Origin of the sequence: Corynebacterium mastitidis DSM 44356 (assembly GCF_000375365.1) — a bacterium.
Taxonomy (GTDB): Bacteria; Actinomycetota; Actinomycetes; order Mycobacteriales; family Mycobacteriaceae; genus Corynebacterium; species Corynebacterium mastitidis.
The window spans coordinates 21,337-45,373 of sequence record NZ_AQXB01000005.1; the positions used below are offsets into that span (position 1 = coordinate 21,337).

21 protein-coding genes and 1 tRNA gene are annotated in these 24,037 nt (G+C 67.9%); 9 read left to right on the plus strand and 13 right to left on the minus strand.

Annotated features, from left to right (window positions below):
- Positions 1–39: 39 nt before the first annotated feature.
- The 5 genes from rplT to uvrA all read right to left on the minus strand — a co-directional run bounded on the left by rplT (position 40) and on the right by uvrA (position 5,278).
- Positions 40–429, minus strand: coding sequence for a 50S ribosomal protein L20 (gene rplT, locus B140_RS0106660; RefSeq protein ID WP_018118581.1), 390 nt, complete (start codon positions 427–429; stop codon positions 40–42).
- Positions 430–481: 52 nt separating this feature from the next.
- Positions 482–676 (minus strand): 50S ribosomal protein L35, encoded by a 195-nt coding sequence (gene rpmI, locus B140_RS0106665; RefSeq protein ID WP_018118582.1) that lies wholly within the window; start codon positions 674–676, stop codon positions 482–484.
- A gap of 37 nt (positions 677–713) precedes the next feature.
- Positions 714–1,217 carry a translation initiation factor IF-3 gene (gene infC / locus B140_RS0106670; protein WP_236881075.1) on the minus strand — a complete coding sequence of 168 codons (504 nt, stop codon included), beginning with the start codon at positions 1,215–1,217 and terminating at the stop codon, positions 714–716.
- A 269-nt stretch (positions 1,218–1,486) separates the two neighbouring features.
- Positions 1,487–2,392, minus strand: coding sequence for a serine hydrolase (locus B140_RS12165; protein ID WP_018118584.1), 906 nt, complete (start codon positions 2,390–2,392; stop codon positions 1,487–1,489).
- Between the two features lie 33 nt (positions 2,393–2,425).
- Positions 2,426–5,278: an excinuclease ABC subunit UvrA gene (uvrA, locus tag B140_RS0106680; protein WP_018118585.1), complete on the minus strand. Its 2,853-nt coding sequence runs from the start codon at positions 5,276–5,278 to the stop codon at positions 2,426–2,428.
- A 104-nt stretch (positions 5,279–5,382) separates the two neighbouring features.
- Here uvrA and B140_RS0106685 point away from each other — a divergent pair, with 104 nt between their 5' ends.
- From B140_RS0106685 to B140_RS0106695, 3 genes are all read left to right on the plus strand, one after another.
- Positions 5,383–5,982 (plus strand): MBL fold metallo-hydrolase, encoded by a 600-nt coding sequence (locus B140_RS0106685; protein WP_040426233.1) that lies wholly within the window; start codon positions 5,383–5,385, stop codon positions 5,980–5,982.
- A gap of 56 nt (positions 5,983–6,038) precedes the next feature.
- Positions 6,039–6,764 carry a DoxX family protein gene (locus B140_RS0106690; protein WP_018118587.1) on the plus strand — a complete coding sequence of 242 codons (726 nt, stop codon included), beginning with the start codon at positions 6,039–6,041 and terminating at the stop codon, positions 6,762–6,764.
- 80 nt (positions 6,765–6,844) lie between these two features.
- Complete coding sequence (locus B140_RS0106695; RefSeq protein ID WP_018118588.1) at positions 6,845–8,980, plus strand: HelD family protein; 2,136 nt, start codon at positions 6,845–6,847, stop codon at positions 8,978–8,980.
- A 1-nt stretch (position 8,981) separates the two neighbouring features.
- Here the strand turns inward: B140_RS0106695 and B140_RS0106700 are convergent, their stop codons facing one another.
- The 8 genes from B140_RS0106700 to polA all read right to left on the minus strand — a co-directional run bounded on the left by B140_RS0106700 (position 8,982) and on the right by polA (position 19,487).
- Entirely contained in the window at positions 8,982–9,425 is a 444-nt protein-coding gene (locus tag B140_RS0106700; protein ID WP_018118589.1) for a universal stress protein, read from the minus strand.
- Between the two features lie 39 nt (positions 9,426–9,464).
- Positions 9,465–9,932, minus strand: coding sequence for a universal stress protein (locus B140_RS0106705; protein ID WP_018118590.1), 468 nt, complete (start codon positions 9,930–9,932; stop codon positions 9,465–9,467).
- Positions 9,933–9,962: 30 nt separating this feature from the next.
- The gene (gene uvrB, locus B140_RS0106710) at positions 9,963–12,047 is read right to left on the minus strand and encodes an excinuclease ABC subunit UvrB (RefSeq protein WP_026166083.1); all 2,085 of its coding nucleotides are present in this window, start codon (positions 12,045–12,047) and stop codon (positions 9,963–9,965) included.
- A 9-nt stretch (positions 12,048–12,056) separates the two neighbouring features.
- Positions 12,057–12,482, minus strand: coding sequence for a VOC family protein (locus B140_RS0106715; RefSeq protein WP_018118592.1), 426 nt, complete (start codon positions 12,480–12,482; stop codon positions 12,057–12,059).
- 17 nt (positions 12,483–12,499) lie between these two features.
- Positions 12,500–13,102 carry a dephospho-CoA kinase gene (gene coaE / locus B140_RS0106720; RefSeq protein WP_018118593.1) on the minus strand — a complete coding sequence of 201 codons (603 nt, stop codon included), beginning with the start codon at positions 13,100–13,102 and terminating at the stop codon, positions 12,500–12,502.
- Entirely contained in the window at positions 13,102–15,141 is a 2,040-nt protein-coding gene (locus tag B140_RS0106725; protein WP_040426203.1) for a glucose PTS transporter subunit IIA, read from the minus strand. Before B140_RS0106725 ends, coaE begins: the two co-directional genes overlap by 1 nt.
- A 116-nt stretch (positions 15,142–15,257) precedes the next feature.
- On the minus strand, positions 15,258–16,709 hold the full coding sequence (gene rpsA / locus B140_RS0106730) for a 30S ribosomal protein S1 (RefSeq protein WP_018118595.1): 1,452 nt from the start codon (positions 16,707–16,709) through the stop codon (positions 15,258–15,260).
- A gap of 207 nt (positions 16,710–16,916) precedes the next feature.
- Positions 16,917–19,487 (minus strand): DNA polymerase I, encoded by a 2,571-nt coding sequence (gene polA / locus B140_RS0106735; protein ID WP_018118596.1) that lies wholly within the window; start codon positions 19,485–19,487, stop codon positions 16,917–16,919.
- Between the two features lie 81 nt (positions 19,488–19,568).
- On the opposite strand from polA, the gene B140_RS0106740 reads away from it, so the two are divergent.
- From B140_RS0106740 to B140_RS0106765, 6 genes are all read left to right on the plus strand, one after another.
- A tRNA-Leu gene (locus tag B140_RS0106740) sits at positions 19,569–19,642 on the plus strand.
- 295 nt (positions 19,643–19,937) lie between these two features.
- Positions 19,938–20,417, plus strand: a complete 480-nt coding sequence (locus B140_RS12975) for a hypothetical protein (RefSeq protein ID WP_018118597.1) — start codon at positions 19,938–19,940, stop codon at positions 20,415–20,417.
- Between the two features lie 207 nt (positions 20,418–20,624).
- Positions 20,625–21,140 (plus strand): hypothetical protein, encoded by a 516-nt coding sequence (locus B140_RS0106750; protein ID WP_018118598.1) that lies wholly within the window; start codon positions 20,625–20,627, stop codon positions 21,138–21,140.
- 226 nt (positions 21,141–21,366) lie between these two features.
- Positions 21,367–22,221 carry a DUF368 domain-containing protein gene (locus tag B140_RS0106755; protein WP_018118599.1) on the plus strand — a complete coding sequence of 285 codons (855 nt, stop codon included), beginning with the start codon at positions 21,367–21,369 and terminating at the stop codon, positions 22,219–22,221.
- Positions 22,218–23,111, plus strand: coding sequence for an ABC transporter substrate-binding protein (locus B140_RS0106760; protein ID WP_018118600.1), 894 nt, complete (start codon positions 22,218–22,220; stop codon positions 23,109–23,111). Before B140_RS0106755 ends, B140_RS0106760 begins: the two co-directional genes overlap by 4 nt.
- Positions 23,104–24,036, plus strand: a complete 933-nt coding sequence (locus B140_RS0106765; protein WP_018118601.1) for an amino acid ABC transporter permease — start codon at positions 23,104–23,106, stop codon at positions 24,034–24,036. Before B140_RS0106760 ends, B140_RS0106765 begins: the two co-directional genes overlap by 8 nt.
- The last annotated feature ends 1 nt before the right edge of the window (position 24,037 follow it).

Here is a 24,037-nt window from a genome sequence, read left to right on the forward strand (position 1 = left end):
TGCAGGGCGGCGGGGATCAAACATGGCGCGGGAGACGCCTTAGGCGGCCTTAGCCTTGGGGGCGTTGACGTCCTCCGGCAGGGCGGCCTTGGCCTTCTCGCAGATGGCGGAGAAGGTGGCAAAGTCATTCACGGCCAACTCCGCCAGGATCTTGCGATCCACCTCGATCTCGGCCAGCTTCAGGCCCTGGATCAGGCGGTTGTAGGTGATGCCGTTCATGCGGGCGGCGGCGTTGATGCGCTGGATCCACAGATTACGGAACTCGCGCTTGCGGGCGCGGCGATCCCGGTAAGAGTAGGTCATGGAGTGCAGCCACTGCTCCTTGGCCTTGCGGTAAAGGCGGGAGCGCTGGCCGCGGTACCCCTTGGCGGAATTCAGGATTTCGCGACGCTTCTTCTTGGCGTTAACTGACCGCTTAACACGTGCCACGGTAATACTCTTCTTTCAAATCTCGTTGGGTGATGTGGGACAGACGGCCTAATTAGGCCTGGCCGAGGAGACGCTTCACGCGCTTGGTGTCCGGCTTTGCCACATCGACCGTGCCCTTGAGGCGACGGGTCCGCGTGGAGGGCTTGCCCTCGAGCAGGTGGCGGCGGCCGGCCTGCTCGCGGCGCAGCTTGCCGGTGCCGGTCTTCTTGATGCGCTTAGCGGTGCCCTTGTGGGTCTTCTGCTTCATGGCTCGATCCTTACAATCCCTGAAATTAACGTGTGTCTTACTTCTTACCCTTGCGGACCGGACCCAGAACCATCGTCATGTTCCGGCCGTCCTGCTTGGGTTTCATTTCCACGACGCCCACCTCTGCGACGTCCTGGGCCAACCGATCCAGCAAGCGGAACCCTAGCTCCGGACGGGACTGCTCGCGGCCACGGAACATGATGGTTACCTTGACCTTGGAGCCCTTCTCCAGGAACCGGACTACGTTACCCTTCTTCGTCTCGTAATCGTGATCGTCGATCTTGGGACGAAACTTCTGCTCTTTGACTACAGTCTGCTGCTGGTTCCGGCGCGACTCGCGGGCCTTCTGGTCCTGCTCGTACCGGTACTTTCCGTAGTCCATGATCTTGCAAACCGGAGGCTTGGCCTTCGGAGCGACCTCAACGAGGTCCAGGTCGGCTTCGTAGGCCAACTTGCGGGCGTCATCAGTACGGACAATGCCTACCTGTTCCCCGCCGGGGCCGACGAGGCGAACCTCGGGAACTCGGATTCGCTCATTAATGCGAGCTTCAGCGCTGATGTGTACTCCTCAAGTAGCAGGGTAAATAGTGTATTCGTACCGCACCACATTTGGATATACATACCCAATGAAAAACCTGCACGGCGCGTGACCGTGCAGGAGAACATTACGTCCACGCAACCGCGTGGCATAACCTGTAACCTGCCTCGACGAGGCGGCATAAGGTGGGATGATCTCCTCTTGCGGCCCGAGCAACAATGCTCCGGGCGGTAGTGCCTGCCACTATAGCAGGAGGCCACGCCCGCGCAAAATCAGCAGGAACCGCCGCCCCGCAGCGCGCCCTCGGCCAGCAGCTCGCGCAGCCCGCGCGCCATGTCGTCCAGCATGGCCCTGCCGCCCGACTCCGTGTCATCCTCCGGGTGCACGTACATGGTGATGCCCACCCCGTCCACCACGCCCAGCTGCCGCATGGTAAACACGCCCTCGTCGTCCGGGCCCCACCCGCCCTTGAAGGCGGAGCCCTTGAGCAGGCCCAGGCCGTACTTGTGGTCCTCCGCGATCTCCCCCATCAGGTCCACCACCGGCTGCGCTCCCTCGATGCAGCGCACGTGGGAGGCGAAGAGCGCCTGCCCGCTCAGCGGCCAGGACACCTCGCCGAAGGAGACCCGGTCGCCGCTGTGGCCCCACTGGCGCGCCACGTCCGTGGGATCGCCCGCGGCGGAGAGCACCTCCTGCACCGCCGCACCCGCCTCCCGGGTGCCGCCCAGGGAGTTCCACAGCTCCACGGAGGCGTCGTTATCGGAGTAGGTGATGGCCGCGCGGGCCGCGTCCTCGTCCGCCGTGCCCGCCTTGTACGCCGCGATGGCGATGGGCACCTTGATGGTGGACCACGCGGCGCTGTGGCCCGGGTCCCCGGCGGAATAGACCTTGCCGTCGGAGACCACCGCCATGCCCGCCCGGCCGCCGTGGTGGGCCGCCGCGCCGTCCACGATGCGCCGCAGCTCCCGCCCGATCCCGTCCGAGCCGGGGGCCTCGGGGCGACCCACGCCCGCCGTGGGCTCGACGCGCTCGGCACGCTCGGCCCTCTCAGCCCCTTCGGCGCTCGCCACGGGGCGCGGCTGCACCGAGGCAGCCGAGGTATCGGCGGTGCCGGTGCTGCACGAAGCGCAAAGGGTGCTCGCGATGACGAACGCGCCGAGGATGCGGCATCGACTCACGGTGTAAGGCCTCCTTCTTGGGAACGCCTCATCCTATCCTCGGAGCAGAGGCTTGAGGAAATGCCCAGTATGGGTGCCCTCCACGGCCGCCACCTGCTCCGGGGTCCCCTGCGCCACCACGCGGCCGCCGCCGTCGCCGCCCTCCGGGCCCATGTCCACGATCCAGTCGGCGGACTTGATCACGTCCAGGTTGTGCTCGATCACAATCACGGAGTTGCCCTTGTCCACCAGGCCCTGGATCACCAGCAGCAGCTTGCGGATGTCCTCGAAGTGCAGGCCCGTGGTGGGCTCGTCCAGGATGTACACGGTGCGGCCGTTGGAACGCTTCTGCAGCTCGCTGGCGAGCTTCACGCGCTGCGCCTCGCCGCCGGAGAGCGTGGTGGCGGACTGCCCGAGGCGCACGTACCCCAGGCCGACCTCCACCAGGGTGTCCAGGTAGCGGTGAATGGAGCCGATGGATTCGAAGAACACGGCGGCCTCGGAGATGGGCATGTCGAGCACCTCCGCGATGTTCTTCCCCTTGTACGTCACCTCGAGGGTCTCGCGGTTATACCGCGCGCCGCCGCAGGTCTCGCAGGGCACGTAGACGTCCGGCAGGAAGTTCATCTCGATCTTGATCGTGCCGTCTCCCTGGCACGCCTCGCAGCGCCCGCCCTTGATGTTGAAGGAGAAGCGCCCGGCCTTGTACCCGCGCACCTTGGCCTCCGGGGTCTCCGCGAAGAGCTTGCGGATCTTGTCAAACACCCCCGTGTAGGTGGCCGGGTTGGAGCGCGGCGTGCGCCCGATGGGCGACTGATCCACCTGCACCAGCTTGTCCAGGTGCTCCAGGCCCTCCACGCGGCGCGCCCGCCCGGGCACCTGCCGCGCGCGATTGAGCTCGTTGGCCAGCACCTTGGCCAGGATCTGGTTGACCAGGGTGGACTTTCCGGAGCCGGACACCCCGGTCACGCAGGCCAGCACGCCCAGCGGGATCTCCACGTTGATCCCCTTGAGGTTATTCTCCCGGGCGCCCACGACCTTGAGCACGCGGGAGCGATCCACCTCGCGGCGCCGCTCCGGCACGCCGATGACGCGGCGGCCGGAGAGATACGCCCCGGTAAGGGACTCCTCGCAGTCCGCCACGCCCTCGGGGGTGCCCTGGTAGACCACCTCGCCGCCGTACTCGCCCGCGCGCGGGCCCACGTCCACCAGCCAATCGGCGGCGCGGATCGTGTCCTCGTCGTGCTCCACCACGATGAGGGTGTTGCCCAGGTCTCGCAGGCGCTCCAGGGTGCCGATCAGGCGCTGGTTATCGCGCTGGTGCAGGCCGATGGAGGGCTCGTCGAGCACGTAGAGCACGCCCGCCAGGCCGGAGCCGATCTGCGTGGCCAGGCGGATGCGCTGGGCCTCGCCGCCGGAGAGGGTGCCGGCCGAGCGATTGAGCGTGAGGTAGTTCAGCCCGACGTCGAGCAGGAAGCGCAGGCGAGCCTGGATCTCCTTGAGCACCGCCCCTGCGATCATCTCCTCGCGCCTGCCCAGCACCAGGGTGTCCAGGAACGTAAAGGCGTCCTGGATGCTCAGCTCCGTGAGCCCCGCGATGGACAGCTCGCCGGACTCCGAAGCCAGGCGCACCGCCAGGATCTCCGGGCGCAGGCGCGCCCCCTTGCAGGCGGGGCAGGCCACCTGGCGGGTGTAGGCCAGGAGGCGTTCCTTCTGGTTCTCCGTCTCCGCCTGGTCCATCTTGCGCTTGAGGTAGCCCATCACGCCCTCGAAGGGGGCCGTCCACTGCCGCATCCGCCCGTAGCGGTTCTTGTATCGCACCGTCACCTCGGTGGAGGTGCCGTGGATGAGGGCCTTGCGCTGCTCCTTGGTCAGCGCCGAGTACGGGTCCTTGGGGTGGAAGCCCATCGTCCCCGCCAGCGCCGCCACGAGCTTTTCGAAGTACTTGTGGTTGGGGCTGGTGTGCCAGGGCTGCACCGCCTGCTCCACGGGGGCCTCGGGGTCCGGGATCAGCAGGTCCTCGTCGATCTCGATGGTGGTACCCAGGCCGTCGCACTCCGGGCACGCGCCGAACGGGCTGTTGAAGGAGAAGGCGCGCGGCTCCAGCTCCTCCACGTGCAGGGCGTGGCCGTTGGGGCACGCGAGCTTCTCCGAGAATCGACGCACCCGCCGGGGATCGTCCTCGTCCAGGCCCACGAACTCGATGGCCACCACGCCCTCGGCCAGCCCCAGGGCCGTCTCCACGGACTCCGTGAGGCGCTGCTTCTGCGAGGCCTTGACCTGGAGGCGGTCCACCACCACGTCGATGTCGTGCTTGATCTGCTTCTTCAGGGTGGGCGGATCGCTCAGCGGGTAAACCTTGCCGTCCACCCGCACGCGGGAGTAGCCCTGGGCCGCGATGTCCTCGAACAGGTCCACGAACTCGCCCTTGCGGCGGCGCACCACCGGGGCGAGGACCTGGAACTTCATCCCCTCCTCGTGGTCGAGCACCTGATCCACGATCTGCTGCGGAGTCTGGCGCTGCACCGGGGCGTCGCAGGTGGGGCAGTGCGCAGTGCCGGCCCGGGAGAACAGCAGGCGGAGGTAGTCGTAGATCTCCGTGATGGTGCCCACCGTGGAGCGCGGGTTGCGGTTGGTGGACTTCTGGTCGATGGACACCGCCGGGGACAGGCCCTCGATCATGTCCACGTCGGGCTTGTCCATCTGGCCCAGGAACATGCGGGCGTAGCTCGAGAGCGACTCGATGTACCGGCGCTGGCCCTCCGCGAAGATGGTGTCAAAGGCCAGGGAGGACTTGCCCGAGCCGGAGAGCCCGGTGAACACCACCATCGCCTCCCTGGGCAGGTCCACGTCCACGCCCTTGAGATTGTGCTCGCGCGCACCCCGAACGACCAGGCGATCAGCCACAGCGTGTCCCATCCTTCCACCGCATGTTCATGACAACACTCGAACATACCAACGATACGCGCGGCCGCGCCAGCGCTACCACGCTGTGCTACTACTCTGTGGGCATGAGCGAACTGCGCATGCACCAGATCTCCGTGTCCAGCATGGACAACAACTGCTACCTCCTGAGCGCCGAGGGCGAGGGCCTGCTCATCGACGCCGCGGACGACGCCCCCGCGCTGCTGGAGATGGCCCGCCGGGCCGGGGTGCGCATCACCAAGGTGCTCACCACCCACCGGCACAAGGATCACACCCGGGCGCTGCCGGAGGTGCTCAAGGCCACCGGAGCCACCCACTACGCGCCCTTCCTCGACGCCCCGGCGCTGCCCAGCCCGGTGGACGTGGAGCTGCACCACGGCGACACCATCGTCCACGCCGGTCACGAGCTTCCCGTGACCATCCTGCGCGGCCACACCCCCGGTGGGGCCGCCGTGAGCGCCACCTTCGGCGGGTACACCCACCTCTTCGTCGGTGACAGCCTCTTTCCCGGCGGCCTGGGCAAGACCACCTCCGAGAGTGACTTTGCCCGCCTGTACAAGGACGTCACCACCAGGATCTTCGACGTCTACGAGGACTCCGCCCTCGTGCACCCGGGGCACGGGGCGGCCACCATGCTCGGAGAGGAGCGGCCGCACCTGCAGGTGTGGTGGGAACGACGCTGGTAAGAGCGCGCTAGACTGGCTATTCGTACCTATATCTCATAGCAAAAGGAGTGAGCGCAATGATCCGCAAACTCGCCCGCCCCGCCCTGGCCTCGGTGTATGTGGCCGATGGTGCGGATACCCTGATGAACACGGCCAAGCACGTGGACTCCACCGAGTCCGTGCTCAACCGCACCCGTTCCCTGCTGCCGCGCAAGTACGCGCGCAAGGTGCCCCAGGACCCCGAGCTGGTGGCCCGCACCGTGGGCGGCCTGAAGGTCGGCGCCGGCTCCCTGCTCGCGCTGGGCAAGCTGCCCCGCCTCTCCGCCACCACCCTCGCCGTGCTGGCCGTGCCCACCATCGTGGGGCGCCACGCCTTCTGGGAGACCCAGGACGAGACGGAGAAGAGCGCCCGCCGCAACGGCTTCCTCACCGACGTGGCGCTGCTCGGCGGGCTGACCATCACCAGCCTGGACAACGGCGGCAAGCCCGGCCTGAGCTACCGCGCCTCCGAGGCCGTCAAGTCCGCCACCACCTCCGCCAACCAGGGCGGCTCCGCGCTCAAGGGCTACGTGGAGGAGAACGGCTCCGCGCTGAAGAGCTACGTGGAGGAGAACAAGGACGACTGGCTGGCCGCCGCCCGCGAGAACGCCGACGCCGCCAAGAAGCGCGTGGTCAAGGCCGCCGCCAAGGCCCAGGACAAGGCCGAGGCCGCCGCCAACAGCAAGAAGGCCACCAAGCTGCAGAAGCGCGCCGCCAAGGCCGCGAAGAAGGCCCAGAAGAAGCTCAAGAACTTCGAGTTCTAAGCACCTCAGCACCGCCTCCCGGCGCCGTCCTCCTCCCCCGGTGTAACCTTGGCTGTTCCATACGAGCAAGGAGGACGTGCGTGCACGAGAGCGAGGAAATCCGCCGCGAACAGGACTACGTGGACGGCCTGTTCGCGCGCCTCGACGCCGAGGTAACCCAGGCCAACGAGCGCCTGCGAGAGATCTCCATGAACATCGACCCCGCCTACCCCAAGGCGGAGGCGCTGGTGCAGCGCGAGACCGAGTACCACTCCCTCAACGCCAAGATCGACCGCCTCAACCTCGCCCAGTTGGGGCTGGTGTTCGGGCGCATCGACATCGAGGGCGAGGGGGACAACCCCATCGCCCCTGGGATGGATCGCCGCTACATCGGGCGCATGGGGCTCGACGACAGAAACGACCACTACCGCACCCTGCTCCTGGACTGGCGCGCCCCCATGGCCCGGCCCTTCTACCTGGCCACCACCGCGCACCCGGAGGGCGTGCACCTGCGCCGCCACATCCGCACCAAGGGCCGCGAGGTCACGGCGCTGGACGACGAGCGCCTCACCGGCGAGGCGGAGGGCGTCCGCGACGGCGTGGCCGGGGAGGCCGCCCTGCTGCACGCCATGCAGCGGGCGCGCACGGGCACGATGCGCAACATCGTGGAGACCATCCAGCGCGAGCAGGACCAGATCATCCGCGACGAGACCCGGGGCGTGCTCGTGGTGGAGGGAGGACCCGGCACCGGAAAGACGGCGGTGGCCCTGCACCGCGTGGCCTACCTCCTCTACACCTGGCGCGAGCAACTCGCCCGCACCGGCGTGCTCATCCTCGGCCCCAACCGCACCTTCCTGGACTACATCTCCCACGTGCTCCCCGAGCTGGGCGAGACCGGCGTGGTGCTCTCCACGGTGGGCGAGCTGTACCCCGGCGTGGTGCCCACCCGGCGGGAGGACGCCCTGGTCCAGGAGATCAAGGGCTCCGAGGAGATGGCGGTGATCCTGGATCGGGCCGTCAAGGACCATCAGCGCCTCCCGGAGGCGGCGGTGCCCCTGCGCGTGGACTCCCTCGTCCTCGAGGTGACCCCGGAGATGGTGAAGAAGGCCCGGACCCGGGCCCGGCGCTCCCGCCGCCCCCACAACGAGGCGCGCCCGCTGTTCCAGGATCAGCTCATCGAACAGATCGCGCGGCGCATGGCCGAGGTCATCGGCGGCGACCCGCTCGGCGGGGGCAACCTCCTCTCCCGCGCCGACGTAGACCAGCTCCACGACGACCTCGCGGACGAGCCCGCCGTGCTGGAGCTGGTCGAGCGGTTCTGGCCGATCCTGACCCCGGAGGGGGTGCTCTCCGGCCTGCTCGACTCGCCCGAGGCGATCGCGCGCGCGGCCCACGACTACGACGAGGAGACCCGCCGCGCCCTCCTGCGCCCCGAGCCGGGCTGGGCGCCCTCCGACGCCGCCCCGCTCGACGAGCTGTCCCACCGCCTGGGCGACGCCCCGCAGAATTCCGTCTCGGAGACGGCGCACAGCCGCGTCGAGGAGGCCCAGGAGGCGCTGGATATCCTCCAGGGCTCGGCGGTGACGGACAACGACGAGGTCTTTGAGGCCGAGTACCTGGGCGCCTACGACGTCATCGACGCCGAGACCCTGGCGGCCCGCCAGGAGGAGCGCGATACCCGCACCACCGCCCAGCGCGCCCGGGCGGATCGCGCCTGGGCCTTCGGGCACGTGGTGGTGGACGAGGCCCAGGAACTCACGCCGATGGAGTGGCGCATGGTGTTCCGCCGCAGCCCCTCGCGCTGGATGACGCTGGTGGGCGACACCGCGCAGACCGGTTCGCCCGCGGGCGTGGACTCCTGGGCGGAGACGCTGGAGCCCTTCGTGGGCTCCCGCTTCCGCCGCCACGGCCTGAGCGTCAACTACCGCACCCCGGTGGAGATCATGGAGGTGGCCGCCGAGGTCTTGCGCTCCATCGACCCGCAGGCCACCCCGGCCACCGCCATCCGGGAATCGGGCGTCCCGGTCGCTCGCGTCACCGAGGTTCCCCCGCGCCCCGACGACGGCCGCTCCCGGGCCGTGATTACCCCCGATAACGTCCACGAGATCAAGGGGCTCGAGTTCGACCACGTGGTGGTGGTCAACCCCCGGGCCATCGTGGCGGCCTCCCCCCAGGGCCTGCAGAACCTCTACGTGGCCGTCACCCGCGCCACGCAGACGCTCACCATCGTGGAATGATCTATTTCACCGTGTGAACGATCATCACGTCGCAGTCGGACTGCCGGGCCACATCGGCCGGCACCGACCCCAACAGGCGCCCGGTGAGGGAGTTGATACCACGGTTGCCCACGATGAGCAGGTCCGCGTGGTTCTCGTTCACGATCTCCATGAGGGCCTGCACCGGGGTGCCCCGGCGGATCGCCGTCTCCACGTTCTTGGCCCCCGTCTCGCGCGCGAACTGCGCCGCGGCGTCCAGGTTCTTCTGGGCGGGGTCGTCGCCAAGAATGGTCACGGAGTCCTGGCGCAGCGTCTGGGACGCCTCCTCCTTGTTCTCGTAGTAGGCGCAGCCGATGATCAGCGTGGCGTCAAAGGCCGCCGCGATCTTCGCCGCCCGCTCCACCGCCAGCATGGAGGACTTAGAGCCGTCCGTACCCACGACGATCTTCTGATAGTTCTCGCTCATGAACCTTCCCTCAACGTTCGACGTCACTCGACAGCTATGTTACGCCTGCTCGGTGTTCACGATCATCACGTCCACCGGGGACTTGCGCGCCACCCCGGTGGGGATGTTGCCAAAGATCCGCCCGGACAGGCTGTGCATGCCCTTGTTCCCGAGCACCAGCAGGTCCGCCTCCTTCTCCTTGGCGGCCTCCGTGAGCGCCACGATGGGCGCGCCCGAGGTCTTGTACAGCTCGATGTCCTCGGCGCCCTCCTCGGCGGCGACGGCCCGGGCCTCCTCCAGGTACTCGTCCGCGCGCTGCTGGCTGACCACGGGCACCGAGGTGGCCTCCGAGCCCGGCGAGTTCAGGACCGAGCCGGACGCCTCGTAGTAGGCGCAAATGAGCACGAGCTTGGCCTGGTACACGCGGGCCAGGCTCGCCGCCTTGCGCACCGCCACCAGGGCGGTATCCGAGCCGTCCGTGCCTGCGGCCACGGTGGTGTAACTAATCATGTTGGACTCTCCGATCACCTAGAGCATCGTAAAAACATCGTCGCGGGGCTATAGTCCCATCTCTTTGATACCACGCAGCTCCTTCTTCAGGTCCGCGATCTCGTCGCGCAGCCGCCCCGCCAGCTCAAACTTCAGGTCGCGGGCCGCCGCGCCCATCTGGGTGGTGAGGTCGTCGATGAGCTTCTGCACCTCCTGGGCCGGCATGTCCTTGGCCCGGGGGCGCTCCACCGCGGCCACCGAGCCCGCATCGCCCTCCTCGCGCTCGTAGACCTGGTCCAGGATGTCCGCGATCTTCTTGCGCAGCGGCTGCGGGTCGATGCCGCGCTCCTCGTTGTAGGCGATCTGCTTGGCGCGGCGCCGCTCCGTCTCGTCCAGCGCGTACTGCATGGAGTCCGTCACGGAGTCGGCGTACATGATGACCGAGCCGGAGACGTTGCGGGCCGCGCGGCCGATGGTCTGGATCAGCGAACGCTCGGAGCGCAGGAAGCCCTCCTTGTCCGCGTCGAGGATGGCCACCAGGGAGACCTCGGGCAGGTCCAGGCCCTCGCGCAGCAGGTTAATTCCCACCAACACGTCGAACTCGCCCAGGCGCAATTGGCGCAGCAATTCCACGCGCTGCAGGGTGTCAATATCGGAATGCAGATACCGCACCTTAATGCCGTTTTCCAGGAAGTAATCGGTGAGGTCCTCCGCCATCTTCTTGGTCAGCGTGGTCACCAAAACGCGCTCCTCCTTTCGGGTGCGCGCGCGAATCTCGTCCATGAGGTCGTCGATCTGCCCCTTGGTGGGGCGCACGTCGATGGTGGGGTCCACCAGGCCCGTGGGGCGGATGACCTGCTCCACGAACTCGCCCCCGGAGGCCGCCAGCTCGTAGTCCCCGGGCGTGGCGGACATGTAGACGGTCTGCCCCACCCGATCCTCGAACTCGTCGAAGGTCAGCGGCCTGTTGTCCACCGCCGAGGGCAGCCGAAAGCCGAACTCCACCAGGTTGCGCTTGCGCGACATGTCCCCCTCGTACATGCCGCCGATCTGCGGCACGGTCACGTGGGACTCATCGATGATCGTGAGGAAGTCCTCCGGGAAGTAGTCGATGAGGGTGGCCGGGGCGGACCCGGCCTCGCGGCCGTCGATGTGGCGCGAATAGTTCTCGATGCCGGAGCAGAAACCCACCTGCTCGATCATCTCGAGGTCGTACTCGGTGCGCATCCGCAGGCGCTGCGCCTCCAGCAACTTGCCCCGATTCTCCAGGTCCGCCAGCCGCTCGGAAAGCTCAATCTTGATCTCGGACACGGCCTTTTCCATGCGCTCCGGGCCCGCCACGTAATGCGTCGCCGGGAAGATACGCAATTGTTCCACCTTGCGGATCTCCTCGCCCGTCACCGGGTGGATGTAGTACAGGGCGTCCACCTCGTCCCCGAAGAACTCCACCCGCACCGCCACCTCCTCGTAGGCGGGGATGATGTCCACGGTGTCCCCCTTGACCCGGAAGGAGCCCCGGGCCAGGGCGACGTCGTTGCGGTCGTACTGGATGTCCACCAGCAGGCGCAGGAAGCGGTCCCGCTCAATCTCCTCCCCCACCTTGAGCACCGCCGAGCGATCCAGGTAGGACTGCGGCGTGCCCAGGCCGTAGATGCAGGACACCGAGGAGACCACCACCACGTCGCGGCGCGAGAGCAGCGAGGAGGTGGCGCGGTGGCGCAGCCGCTCCACGTCCTCGTTGATGGAGGAGTCCTTCTCGATGTAGGTATCCGTCTGCGCGATGTAGGCCTCCGGCTGGTAGTAGTCGTAGTAGCTCACGAAGTACTCCACCGCGTTATTCGGCAGCAACTGGCGCAGCTCGTTGGCGAGCTGGGCGGCCAGGGTCTTGTTCGGGGCCATCACCAGCGTGGGGCGCTGCTGCTGCTCGATCAGCCACGCCGCCGTGGCGGACTTGCCGGTGCCCGTGGCGCCCATGAGCACCACGTCACGCTCCCCCCTGCGCAGCCGCGCGTCCAACTCCTTGATGGCCGCGGGCTGATCGCCCGCGGGCTCGTACTCGGAGACCACCTCAAAGCGGTTATCCGCGCGCTCGATCTCGCCCACCGGGCGGAACTCAGTATGAGATAAAACGGGATGCTCAGCAGCGAAAGCCATAGCACAACACTACGTCATCCGGGCGAGGGCCTCCGGGTCCATCCACATAAGCTCCCACCCGTGCCCGTCGGGGTCGTCGAAGGCCCCGCCGTACATCGGTCCCTGCGCCTCGGGGCCGCGGGTGATCTCCCCACCCGCCTCGCCCGCGCGACGCAGCACCTCATCCACGTCCTCCGCGGACTCCAGGGAGAGGCAGTTCAGCACCTCGCGAGCACCCCCGGCGGGAACCGTTCCCCGCGAATGGAAGGAAGAAAAACGCTCACGATCCAGCAACATGACCACGATATGATCGCTCACCTCGAAGGATGCGGTGGCCTCGTCCCGGAAAACCTGGTTCTCCACGAATCCCAGCGCGCGATAGAACCGAATGGACGCGGAGACGCTCTCCACCGGTAGGTTGATAAAGATCCTCTCATGATGCAGGCGGTCGGGCATGCGTCGTTCTCCTCTCGTTAGCGTGCCCCCGATCCTACAAGCCGCTCCACCAGCGGCGGCACCTGCGCCTTAAGCTCCGCCAGGGAGCCGTTGTTGTCGATGATAACGTCCGCGGCTGCGCGGCGGGTGGCGTCGTCGATCTGCGCGGCCATGCGGCGGCGCGCGTCCTCCTCCGGGATTCCCCTGCCGCGCAGCCGCTCCACCCGCACCTGCGGATCCGCGTCCACCACCACGGTGAGGTCCATCCCCCGGTGCAGGCCCTTGTCCACCAGCAGCGGCATGTCATACACCACCACCGGCTCCCCGTCGCGCTCCGCCGCCGCGAAGCGGCGCTGCGTCTCCTCCTCGATGCGCGGATGCATGATGGAGTTCAGCAACGCCGTGTGGCGCTCGTCCGCGAAGGCGCGGGCGGCGAGGCCGGGGCGATCCAGCGAGCCGTCGGGCAGGAGAATCTCCGGGCCGAAGGCCTGCGCCAGCGCCCGCAGCGCGGGCTCGCCGGGGGCCACGATGTCCCGCGCGATCTGATCGGCGTCCACCACCCGGATGCCCTCGCGGGCGAGCAGGGCGGCCACCGTGGACTTTCCGCTGCCGATGCCGCCGGTCAACCCCACCGTGCGCATCAGGCCGGCTCCTCCACCCTGGGCCGGACCTCCAGGAGGGCCTCGCCCGCGCGCACCGCGCCGGGGGCGCGCAGCTCGGTAAGCGGGCCCCACTTCTTGTGGTTGGTCACCAGGACCGGGGTGACGGGGCTGTACCCGGCGGCCTCGATGGCGGCCCGATCGAAGCGCACCAGCGGCTGCCCGGCCTCCACCCGGTCCCCCTTAGACACCAGGAGCTCGAAGCCCCTGCCCTCCATGTTCACGGTGTCGATGCCGATGTGGATGAGCACCTGAACCCCGCCGTCGAGCTTGATCCCCACCGCGTGCCCCGTGGGGAAGGCCGCCATCACCGTGCCGGAACCGGGGGCCACCACGGTGTCCCCGTCCGGGTCGATGCCCACGCCCTTGCCCACCGCCCCGGCGGCGAAGGCCTCGTCCGGGACGTCGGCAAGCGGCATGACCCGCCCCGAGAGCGGGGCGGCGACGCGCACTGCCTCGGGGGCGGGATCGGCGGACCCGGTGGGTTCCGCGGCGGGCTGCTGCGCGGCGGCGATGCGCCGCTCCTCCTCGGCGTTCGCGGCCTCGCGCTCGGCGGCGATCTGGGCGCGCACGGCCTCGCGCTCCTCCTTGGTGCGGTAGTCCAGCGCCAGGGTGAGCAGGAAGGAGGTGCCGAAGGCCGCCGCGATGCCGATGCCGTAGCCCGGCCAGGGGTCCATCGCGGAGACGGTGAGCAGGGAGGTGAACACGAAGGCGTAGGCCTTGACGTTGAAGATGCCCATGATGATGCCGCCCACGAGGCAGCCCGGGAGCAGGCGCCAGTAGGACTTGCGGAAGCGCAGCAGCACGCCGTACAGGCTGGGCTCCGAGATACCGCCCAGCAGGCCCGCGAACATGCCTCCCGCGGAGACCTGCCGCATGGGCCTGTTGCCCTCCTTGAGGGAGAGCACCAGCACGGCCGTGACCACGCCGAAGCAGGCAAAGTTCCAGGCGCCCATCGGGCCCTGGATGAAGTCATACCCCAGCGTGCTGAGGTTGACGATCATGATCGCGTTGAGCGGCCAGTGCAGGCCCAGCGGCACCAGGAAGGGATACAGCAGCGGGATGACCACGGCCAGGATGAACGGGGAGAGATCGTTGAGCCAGAACAGCCCCTGCGCGATGGCGTTGCCCAGGCCGATGCCCACCGGCCCCATGATGAAGGCCGTGGCGGGGATCAGCACGAGCAGGGAGATAAACGGCACAAAGACCATCTGCACCGCCGAGGGGATGATCTTCTTCAGCGCCTTTTCCACGAAGAACAGGGCGATGGCCGCCAGCAGCGGCGGGAACACCTGGCCACCGTAGTCCTGGATGGTCATGGGCAGCCCAAACACGTCCACCTGGTACTGGACGCTGCCCTCCACGGCGGTGGGGATCTCCCGGGCCACGTCCTTGAGGCCCATGAACTCCGGGGTGAGCAGCGCGGCCGGGATCGCCGCGCCCACCCACTCGTTGGCCCCCAGCTTACGCGCCGCCGTGGCCCCCACCATGATGGGCAGGAAGTAGAACACGGACCTCCACATGGCGTGCATGAACTGGTACGTGGGCGGCTGCTCGCTCATCGGCGCGCGGAAGTCCTGCCAGTGCAGGGCGTTATCCGCCAGCACCAGCATGGTGATGATGAGCGAGGCGCCCAAAAGCGCCCAGAGCACCGGGCGGAACGTGTCGGAGAGGAACTCGAAGGAGTAGTCCAGCCAGGAGTACTTGCCGCGCACCCCGCCGTATTCCTTCTTCGCGGGGGCCTTATCCGAATCCCCCAGCCCGGCCATCGCGGGGTCGCGCATGATGGCGCCGTAGTAGTCCGCCACGGCCCCGCCCATGATGACCTGCAGCCCCGTGCTGCCCTGCTTGACCACCCCGAGCACGGCGGGGTCCTTTTCGAGGGCCGCGACGTCGGCCTTAGCTTGATCGTGAAGCTGAAAGCGCAAGCGGGTTGCGCAGTGAGTCAGGGACGAGACGTTGGCGGCACCACCGATTTCCTTGATGATGTGCTCGGACGTCGTCGCCGTTGTGGAAGCCATGAGGCGTTCCCCTTTCCGCAAAACGACACATACGCGCTTCATCATAGAACGCCCGATTCCGAGCATGAAAAAACCGCCCGGCGGTCAAACCGGGCGGTCAGGCGGCAACTAAGGGATTAGTTACCGGCCAGCTTCTCGCGCAGCGCGGCGAGCTGCTCGTCGGAAGCCAGGGAACCGGCCTCCGCGTCCTGGGACGCCGGAGCTGCGTCCTGGGACTCGGAGGAGTAGTTCGTGGCGTCCTGCTCCGCGGCCTCCGCAGCGGCGGCGCGGTGGCGCTCGATCTGCGCGGAGTGGAGCTGGAAGCGGCGCTCGGACTCGGCGTAGCGGGCCTCCCAGGCCTGACGCTGCTCGTCGTAGCCCTCGAGCCACTCGTTGGTCTCCGGATCGAAGCCCTCGGGGAAGATGTAGTTGCCCTGCTCGTCGTAGGAGTCGGCCATGCCGTACTTCGAGGGATCGAAGTCCTCGGTGAAGTCCTCGTCCGCCTGCTTCAGGGACAGGGAGATACGGCGACGCTCCAGGTCGATGTCGATGACCTTGACCATGGCCTCCTCACCCACGTTGACCACCTGGTCCGGCACGTCCACGTGGCGCTGGGCCAGCTCGGAGATGTGCACCAGGCCCTCGATGCCCTCGTCCACGCGGACGAACGCGCCGAAGGGCACCAGCTTGGTGACCTTGCCCGGGACGATCTGGCCCACGGCGTGGGTGCGGGCGAACACGCGCCACGGATCCTCCTGGGTGGCCTTCAGGGACAGGGACACGCGCTCGCGGTCCAGGTCCACGTCCAGCACCTCGACGGTGACCTCATCGCCCACGGTGACCACCTCGGAGGGGTGATCGATGTGCTTCCAGGACAGCTCGGAGACGTGCACCAGGCCGTCCACACCGCCGAGGTCCACGAAGGCGCCGAAGTTGACGATGGAGGACACCACGCCCTTGCGCACCTGGCCCTTCTGGAGCTGGTGCAGGAACTCGGAGCGCACCTCGGACTGGGTCTGCTCCAGCCAGGCGCGGCGGGAGAGCACCACGTTGTTGCGGTGCTTGTCCAGCTCGATGATCTTGGCCTCGATCTCGCTGCCGATGTAGGGCTCCAGGTCGCGCACGCGACGCATCTCCACCAGGGAGGCGGGCAGGAAGCCACGCAGGCCGATGTCCAGGATGAGGCCGCCCTTGACGACCTCGATGACGGTGCCGGTGACGGGCTCGTCGTTCTCCTTGAGCTGCTCGATGGTGCCCCAGGCGCGCTCGTACTGGGCGCGCTTCTTGGACAGGATCAGGCGGCCTTCCTTGTCCTCCTTGGTGAGGACCAGGGCGTCGATCTCGTCGCCGATCTGGACGACCTCATCGGGATCGACATCGTGCTTGATGGAAAGCTCGCGCGAGGGGATCACGCCCTCGGTCTTGTATCCGATGTCAAGCAGGACCTCGTCGTGGTCAACCTTCACGACGGTGCCCTCAACGATGTCACCATCGTTGAAGTACTTGATGGTCTGGTCAACCGCGGCGAGGAAATCCTCAGCGGAGCCGATGTCGTTGACGGCTACCTGAGGGACGTTGCTGTTGGGCATATGTTCTTGTGCTCCGAAATTGAGATAGGATATAGAAAGCGGACAGATACGCGAGTCTCTCAAAAGCGCAGGTAGCAGGGTATGCCACCGGCCGTTCTTCCGATCCCGCACCAGGACGCCCACGCCCTCCCATCAAGGCGCACGCACCCTAGAACCTAGACACGCGATTTACACCATACCGCCATAGCACAGAACAATCAAAACCGGCTAATGCGCAGCTTCCTCCCAGTTCTGCCCCACCCCCACGGAGACCTCCAGCGGCACCCGCAGCGTAATCGCCCGGCCCATCTCCCGCTCCACAATCTCGCGCACCCGGTCCAACTCGCCCGGGGAGACCTCCACCACCAGCTCGTCGTGTACCTGCAGCAGCACCCGGGAGCGCAGCTCCGCCCGGGCAAAGGCCCGATCCACCCGGAGCATGGCCACCTTGATGATGTCCGCCGCCGTCCCCTGGATCGGGGCGTTGAGCGCCGCGCGCTCGGCGTTCTCCCTGGCCACGCGGTTCGTGGAGGCAAGCTCCGGCAGATACCGACGCCGCCCAAACAGCGTGGAGGTATAGCCGTCGCGGCGGGCCTGCTCCACCACCTCGTCCAGGTAGCGCTTCACGCCGCCGAAGCGCTCGAAGTACGCCTCCATGATCCGCTTGGCCTCCCCCGCCGGGATCCCCAACTGCTGCGAGAGGCCGTAGGCGGACAGGCCGTAGACCAGGCCGTAGGACATGGCCTTGACCCGGCGGCGCAGCTCGGGCGTCACGCCGTCGATCGGCACGTCAAAGACCCGGGAGCCCACGTAGTTGTGCAGGTCCTCGCCCCGCTGGTACGCCTCGATCAGGCCCGGATCCTGGGAGAGGTGCGCCATCACGCGCATCTCGATCTGCGAGTAATCGGCGGTGAGCAGCGTCTCATACCCCTCGCCCACCCGGAAGGCCGAGCGAATGCGACGCCCCGCCCCCGTGCGCACCGGGATGTTCTGCAGGTTCGGGTCCGTGGAGCTCAGCCGCCCGGTGGAGGCCACCGTCTGGTTGAAGGTGGTATGAATCCGGCCGTCCGGCCCCACCGCCTTAATCAGGCCCTCCAGCGTGGTCTTGAGCTTCTGGTACTCGCGGTGCGCCAGCAGACGGTCGAGGAAGGGGTGCGGGTGGTTGACGGCCAGCTGCTCGATCTCCTTGGCCGCCGTGGAGTAACCGGTCTTGGTCTTTTTGGTCTTGGGCAGGCCCAGCGTGTCAAAGAGCACCACCTGCAACTGCTTGGGGCTCGAGAGGTTCAGCTCCGCGTCCCCCGCCAGCTCGCGGGCGGCGGCGACCTCCTCCTCCACCTGCTCCACGAAGCCCTGGAGCTGATCCTCCAGCGCGGCGGTGTCCACCGCCACGCCCGCGCGCTCCATGCGCCCCAGGATTCCCGAAAGAGGCAGCTCCAGGTCCGCGTACAGCTCGTAGCCCTGGATCCCCTGCAACTGCTCGACGAGGATCGCGGAGAGCTCCAGCACCGCCGTGGCCTCGTGCACCAGGCCGTCCTCCAGGCTGCGCTTGGCGTGGCGCTGATAGACCTCGTCCAGGGCGTAGGTGCGCTGCCCCGGCCGCAGCAGGTAGGCGGCGATCAGCGTGTCATGCTCCACGCCGCGCAGCGCAAAGCCACGCCCGCCCAGCCCCCGCGCCGCCTCCTTGGCGCCGTGGATGTACTTGGCGGCGTCGGAGGCGAGCCACCGCTCCAGCTCCTTCTCCCCATCCGGCCCCAGCTCCGCGAGGTTGAGCAGCACGGCCTCGCGCTCCTGGCTCACGCAGGCCAGGGACTCCTCGCCGTCGAACGCCACGGCCACGCCCGAGCGCCCGCGCAGCCAGCCCACCCCCTCGGCAGACAGGGTCACCCGGGGCAGCTCCTCCTCCGGCTCCGGCAGCTCGCCCGAGGTGGGCAGCGCGCTGAGCACCCGGCCGCGCAGCTGCGCGCCGAACTCCAGCTCGTCAAAGACCTCCGCGACCCGGGCCACGTCCACCGGGGCCAGGGCCAACTGCTCCACCGTGACGTCCAGGGGGACGTCGCGCACCATCTGCGTGAGCTCGCGGTTCATGCGCACCTGGTCCAGGCGCTCGCGGAAGTTATTACCCGCCTTGCCCTTGATCTCCTCGGCGTGATCCAGGAGATTCGCCAGGGTGCCGTACTGGCGAATCCACTTCTGCGCCGTCTTCTCCCCCACCCCCGGGATGTTCGGCAGGTTATCCGAGGGATCGCCCCGCAGGGCCGCGAAGTCCGGATACTGCTCCGGGGTAAGCCCGTACTTCTCCTCCACCGCCTCCGGGGTGAAGCGATCCAACTCCGAGACGCCCTTGCGCGGGTAGAGCACCGTGATGGCCTCGTTGACGAGCTGGTAGTAATCGCGGTCCCCGGTGACGATGCGCGTATCGAAGCCCTCCGGGGTGGCCGTGACCAGGGTGGCGATGATGTCATCCGCCTCGTAGTTCTCCTTGGTCATGGTGGTGATCCCCATGCTCTGCAGCACCTTCTGGATCAGGGCCACCTGCCCCCGGAATGCCTCCGGGGCGGCCTCCCGCTGCGCCTTGTAGTCCGGGAACATCTCGGTGCGGAAGGTCGAGCGCCCCACGTCGAAGGCCACCCCGAGGTGGGTGGGCTGCTCCTCCTTGAGCAGGTTCGCCAGCATGGACAGGAAACCATAGACGGCGTTGGTGTGCTGCCCCCCGGCGGTGGAAAACTTCTCCACCGGGAGGGCGTAGAAGGCGCGGAAGGCCATCGAGTGGCCGTCGATCAGCAGCAGGCGTTGGGACATGCTCACGAGTGTAGAGGCAGGGCGGGGCGGCGAGCGATTTCCGGTGGTGCGAGGCGGTGGTCTACTATGTTCCAGGAACGCGCCCCCGTAGCCCAATTGGCAGAGGCAACGGATTCAAAACCCGTTCAGTGTGAGTTCGAGTCTCACCGGGGGCACCGTACAGCCCGGGACCATCAGGAAAACGCCCTGCCTCCCGGGTTTTCTTCGTGCCCAGCCCCGTGGCAGATCCACCCAACCCACACGCGGCAAGAGCCGTCGCCCGGGTAGCCACAGTGCAGCCGGATTCCCACACAGCCTCCGTCTCCGCCACGGAACCGATAGCCACCGCGCCTAGTCCAAATAGGCATGCCCCTCATTGACTCCGACCGCTGGCCGCTGGTAGGCTTTACACACTGCGCGACCGCAAGAACGCCTGCCACGCCTACCGTCAACCGCACCAAGGAGCACCCGATGAAAAAACGCATCCTCGCCCTCGCTCCCCTGCTTCCTCTCGCCCTCGCCGCATGCACATCGGCGGAGGAGAATCCCACCGGCACCGCTGACAATGCGTCTGCGGCAACAACCGACCCCACCGTCGTCAACGCCGAGCGGGTCCGCAGCGACCGCGCGGCGGGACCGGCCATCGAGATCAACCTCGAGGGCACCTTCAAGCCCAACGCGAAGCTCACCGTCTCCACCCCGTGCACCCCAGAGGACCAATCCGCCTTGGCGGTGGCGTCCTTCGGTGAGAGCGCCACGCTGGAGCGCGGCACCGACGACTCCCCCTTGACGGGAACCCTCACCGCCCCCAACAACATCGGGCCCGGCCCCAACGATGGACCCCACACCATCACGGTCACCTGCGACGGCGGGGCAAACAGCACCATCGATATACCCAGCGCGGGCAACGGCGACGCCAAAGACGCCGGGGAGGAAATCCCGGCCCCCTAGTCGCGCGAGGTTCACCGCTGCGGCGAATAGGGACCAATCGCGTGGCCGACGTCGCCCCTTATCCTTGCGCCTCCGGCCGAACCCCCGGCAACCCCGCCCCGTGGCCAAAGGGAGAAACCCGTTTGGGGGTACTGTGTTGCACCCTACGGAAAAACCCTTACCCTTATGCTCGTATTCTGGACGTCCCCGCCCGAGAGGAACCCTCGCATGAAGCGTACCTTTGCCGCCGCCACCCTCGCCCTCAGCCTGACCGCCGGGGCCGTGGCCCCCGCCTCCGCGGGCGAGTTCATAGACGAGGAGCGGACCGTCTTTGACGATCCGAAATGCCCGAGCACCGCCGATGGGGATAACGACTTCCTGGGTAAGAAACAGAGCATCTTCGACCAGTGCACCACCCAGACGAAGAAGCCCAAGAAGGAGAAGAAGGACAAGTCCAGCACCTCCCCGGCGGCGCCCGCGGAGCCTTCCGAGCCCTCCGACCCCACGGCCGACGCCCCCGATACCGCCGAGCCCGCCGAAGAACCCGCCGCCCCCGCGGAGCCCTCCGAGGCCGCGCAGCCGGAGAAGCCCGCGAAGAAGTCCCCCCTGAGCGACGCGGATAAGCAGAAGATCAAGGAGGGTATCCAGGGCTCTGCGGAGGGCTACAAGATGGTCAAGCCCTTCATCAGGGGCGCGATGAAGCTCCTCCACATCGTGCGCAAGATCTTCATCCCTTTCCCCTGATTGCTTAGGGAGCGCCTTCCGCCCCGCACCCCTGCGCGCCCCGCGCCTCAATTACACTGGTCCCCCTACGCCTCGGCTACCGGGACGGGTTTGGCCCGCGCGGCCCCAATGGATATTATTCATAAATACGCAATTATCCATTGTGTCGCTCCGGCCATGCAGAGCCACCTCCGGGGCGCGCAGAGATAACCGCGACCACCACGGTCAGGAAGGCAATCACTCCCCTATGACCCCCTCCCCGCTTGCGGCGGCAACGAACATCCTCAAGGGCGCCGGCATCGGCATGGCCGAGCTGGTTCCCGGCATCTCCGGCGGCACCGTGGCCCTCATCGTAGGGATCTACGAGAAGGCGCTGCACACCGGAAACGCCCTCATCGACGCCGCCCGCACCCGCTCCCGGTCCGCCCTGGGCGCCGTCGATTGGTCCTTCCTCGTCGCCATCGGCGTGGGCATGGTGGGGGCGCTGTTCCTCCTGTCCGGGCCGATTCACTCATTCGTGGAGGGGCACCCCCTCGTGGCCAAGGGGCTGTTCCTGGGCATGGTCGCGGCCTCCCTGAGCGTGCCGCTGCGCATGATCGGCGCCACGGAGATCCGCCGCCGCCTCCCCGTGCTCCTGCCGGTCTTTGCGCTCTGCGCCGCGCTGAGCTTTATCGCCACGGGCTTTACCTCCGACCCGGTGCACAATCCCCCGCTGCCCGCGATCTTCTTCGCGGCCATGATCGCGGTGTGCGCGCTGGTGCTGCCGGGCCTCTCCGGTTCCTTCCTGCTGCTCGCCCTGGGGCTGTACAAGCCCATCATGGGCTCGCTGAGCAACCGGGAGTGGGACGTCATCGCCGTCTTTGTTCTCGGGGCGGCGCTGGGCGTCGTGGCCTTCGTCAAGGTTCTCAATGCCATGATGCGCGATCACCACACCATGACCCTCACGGTCATGGCGGGCCTGATGCTCGGCTCGCTGCGCGCCCTGTGGCCCTGGGAGGGGCCGCTGCCCGGCGCCGACCTCTCCGTGTGGGGTGCCATCCTCGCGGGCGCGGCGATCGTGGTGGCCGTGCTGATCGCCGGTCAGCGCAGGGGTGCGGCATGAGGGCGCGCGGCCTCGCGGCGGTGCTGCTGTGTGCCCTCCCGCTGGCCTCCTGCGTGACCAACCAGGAGCCCGGGACCCCGGAAGGCTGGCGCGCCATCGCTCCCCCCGCCGCGCCCGAGGTGCAGGCGCTCGTCCCGGCGGATCTTCAGGCGCGCGGGGAGCTGGTGATCGGCACCAACCCGCCCTTCCCGCCCTTCGAGTTCAAGGACTCCACGGGCACCATCATCGGCGTGGAGATGGACCTCGCCCGCGCCGTGGCCTCGGTGATGGGGCTGCGACTGCGGATCGTGCAGCAGGACTTCTCCAAGATCCTGCCCGCCGTGGACGCCGGAACCATCGACATGGGCGCCACGGGCTTTACCGACACCCCCCAGCGCCGGGAGAACTACGACTTCGTCAACACCCTCTACGCCGGCATTCAGTGGGCGCAGCGGGTGGACGGCGATCCGATAGATCCCGCCCGGCCCTGCGGGCTCACCGTGGCCGTGCAGCGCACCACCGTCTCCGAGACGGACGACGTGCGCCCCAAGAGCGAGGAGTGCGTGGCCAAGGGCGAGAAGCCCATCGAGGTGCTGGCCTACGACACCTCGGACTCCGCCGCCACGGCCCTGGTGGTGGGCCGCGCCGACGCCCTCTCCGCCGACTCCCCGGTGACCTCCTGGGCCATCGAGAAGGCCGAGGGGGCCATCGAGAAGGTGGGGCCGATGACGGCCGCCGCCCCCTACGGGTTCGCCACCCCGAAGGACTCCGAGCTGAGCGCCGCCGTGGCCGCCGCCATGCGTCACCTCATCGAGACCGGGGAGTACGCCACGATCCTTGCCCAGTGGAACATCACCGACGGCCTGCTGGAGCAGGCCACGATCAACGAGGAGCCGGTTAGCCATGACTGATCCCAGCCCCCAGCCCGCACCCATCAAGGCCGTTCCGCTGAAGCACCCGGGCCGCTGGGTGGCCGCCGCGATCGTCCTGGCCCTGGCCGCCTGGGTGATCGTCGGGGCCGCCACCAACGAGGCCTACGGGTGGGACGTCTACCGCTCGTACCTCCTGGACACCCGGGTGGCCACGGCCGCCGCGCACACGCTGCTCATCACCCTGCTCAGCATGGTCATCGGCCTGATCGGAGGCGTGGCGCTCGCGGTCATGCGGATGTCCCCCAACCCGGTGCTCGGCGCCGTGGCCTGGCTGTTCCTGTGGGTATTCCGGGGCACCCCCATCTACGTGCAGCTCGTCTTTTGGGGCCTCATGGGCTCCCTGTACGAGGCGATCAGGGTGGGCCCGGCGGAGGTCAGCCTCGAAAGCCTCCTGAGCAACGCCTTCCTGCTCGCCGTGGTGGGCCTCGGGCTCAACGAGGCCGCCTACATGGCGGAAATCGTGCGCTCCGGCATCCAGGCGGTGCCGGAGGGGCAGTTCGAGGCGTCGAAGGCGCTGGGCATGGGCTGGTGGCTCACCATGCGCCGCACGGTGCTCCCGCAGGCCATGCGCATCATCATCCCGCCCACGGGCAACGAGTTCATCTCCCTGCTCAAGACCACCTCCCTGGTGGTGGCCATCCCGTACACGCAGGAGCTCTACGGGCGCTCCATCGACATCGCCAACGCCCTGTTCGCGCCGGTGCCCATGCTGCTGGTGGCGGCGACGTGGTACCTGGTGATTACCTCGCTGCTCATGATCGGCCAGCACTACCTGGAAAAGCACTACGAGCGGGGCTCCACCCGGGAGCTGACCGGGCGGCAGCTCGCCGCGCTGGCCGACGCGGAAGGCACGCTGCCGCGCAACATCAGCGTGGTCAACCCCACGGAAACACGGAGGAAGTAGC

Coding starts and splice junctions, on each gene's coding strand:
- polA (WP_018118596.1), bottom strand. CDS start 19,487: ATGTCCCAACGCCTGCTGCTGATCGACGGCCACTCGATGGCCTTCCGC.
- B140_RS0106760 (WP_018118600.1), top strand. CDS start 22,218: ATGAGGGCGCGCGGCCTCGCGGCGGTGCTGCTGTGTGCCCTCCCGCTG.
- B140_RS0106700 (WP_018118589.1), bottom strand. CDS start 9,425: ATGAGCGAGAACTATCAGAAGATCGTCGTGGGTACGGACGGCTCTAAG.
- B140_RS0106755 (WP_018118599.1), top strand. CDS start 21,367: ATGACCCCCTCCCCGCTTGCGGCGGCAACGAACATCCTCAAGGGCGCC.
- B140_RS0106725 (WP_040426203.1), bottom strand. CDS start 15,141: ATGGCTTCCACAACGGCGACGACGTCCGAGCACATCATCAAGGAAATC.
- rpmI (WP_018118582.1), bottom strand. CDS start 676: ATGAAGCAGAAGACCCACAAGGGCACCGCTAAGCGCATCAAGAAGACC.
- B140_RS0106750 (WP_018118598.1), top strand. CDS start 20,625: ATGAAGCGTACCTTTGCCGCCGCCACCCTCGCCCTCAGCCTGACCGCC.
- B140_RS0106685 (WP_040426233.1), top strand. CDS start 5,383: ATGAGCGAACTGCGCATGCACCAGATCTCCGTGTCCAGCATGGACAAC.
- coaE (WP_018118593.1), bottom strand. CDS start 13,102: ATGCGCACGGTGGGGTTGACCGGCGGCATCGGCAGCGGAAAGTCCACG.
- B140_RS12975 (WP_018118597.1), top strand. CDS start 19,938: ATGAAAAAACGCATCCTCGCCCTCGCTCCCCTGCTTCCTCTCGCCCTC.
- B140_RS0106715 (WP_018118592.1), bottom strand. CDS start 12,482: ATGCCCGACCGCCTGCATCATGAGAGGATCTTTATCAACCTACCGGTG.
- rpsA (WP_018118595.1), bottom strand. CDS start 16,709: ATGCCCAACAGCAACGTCCCTCAGGTAGCCGTCAACGACATCGGCTCC.
- B140_RS0106765 (WP_018118601.1), top strand. CDS start 23,104: ATGACTGATCCCAGCCCCCAGCCCGCACCCATCAAGGCCGTTCCGCTG.
- B140_RS0106690 (WP_018118587.1), top strand. CDS start 6,039: ATGATCCGCAAACTCGCCCGCCCCGCCCTGGCCTCGGTGTATGTGGCC.
- uvrB (WP_026166083.1), bottom strand. CDS start 12,047: ATGGCTTTCGCTGCTGAGCATCCCGTTTTATCTCATACTGAGTTCCGC.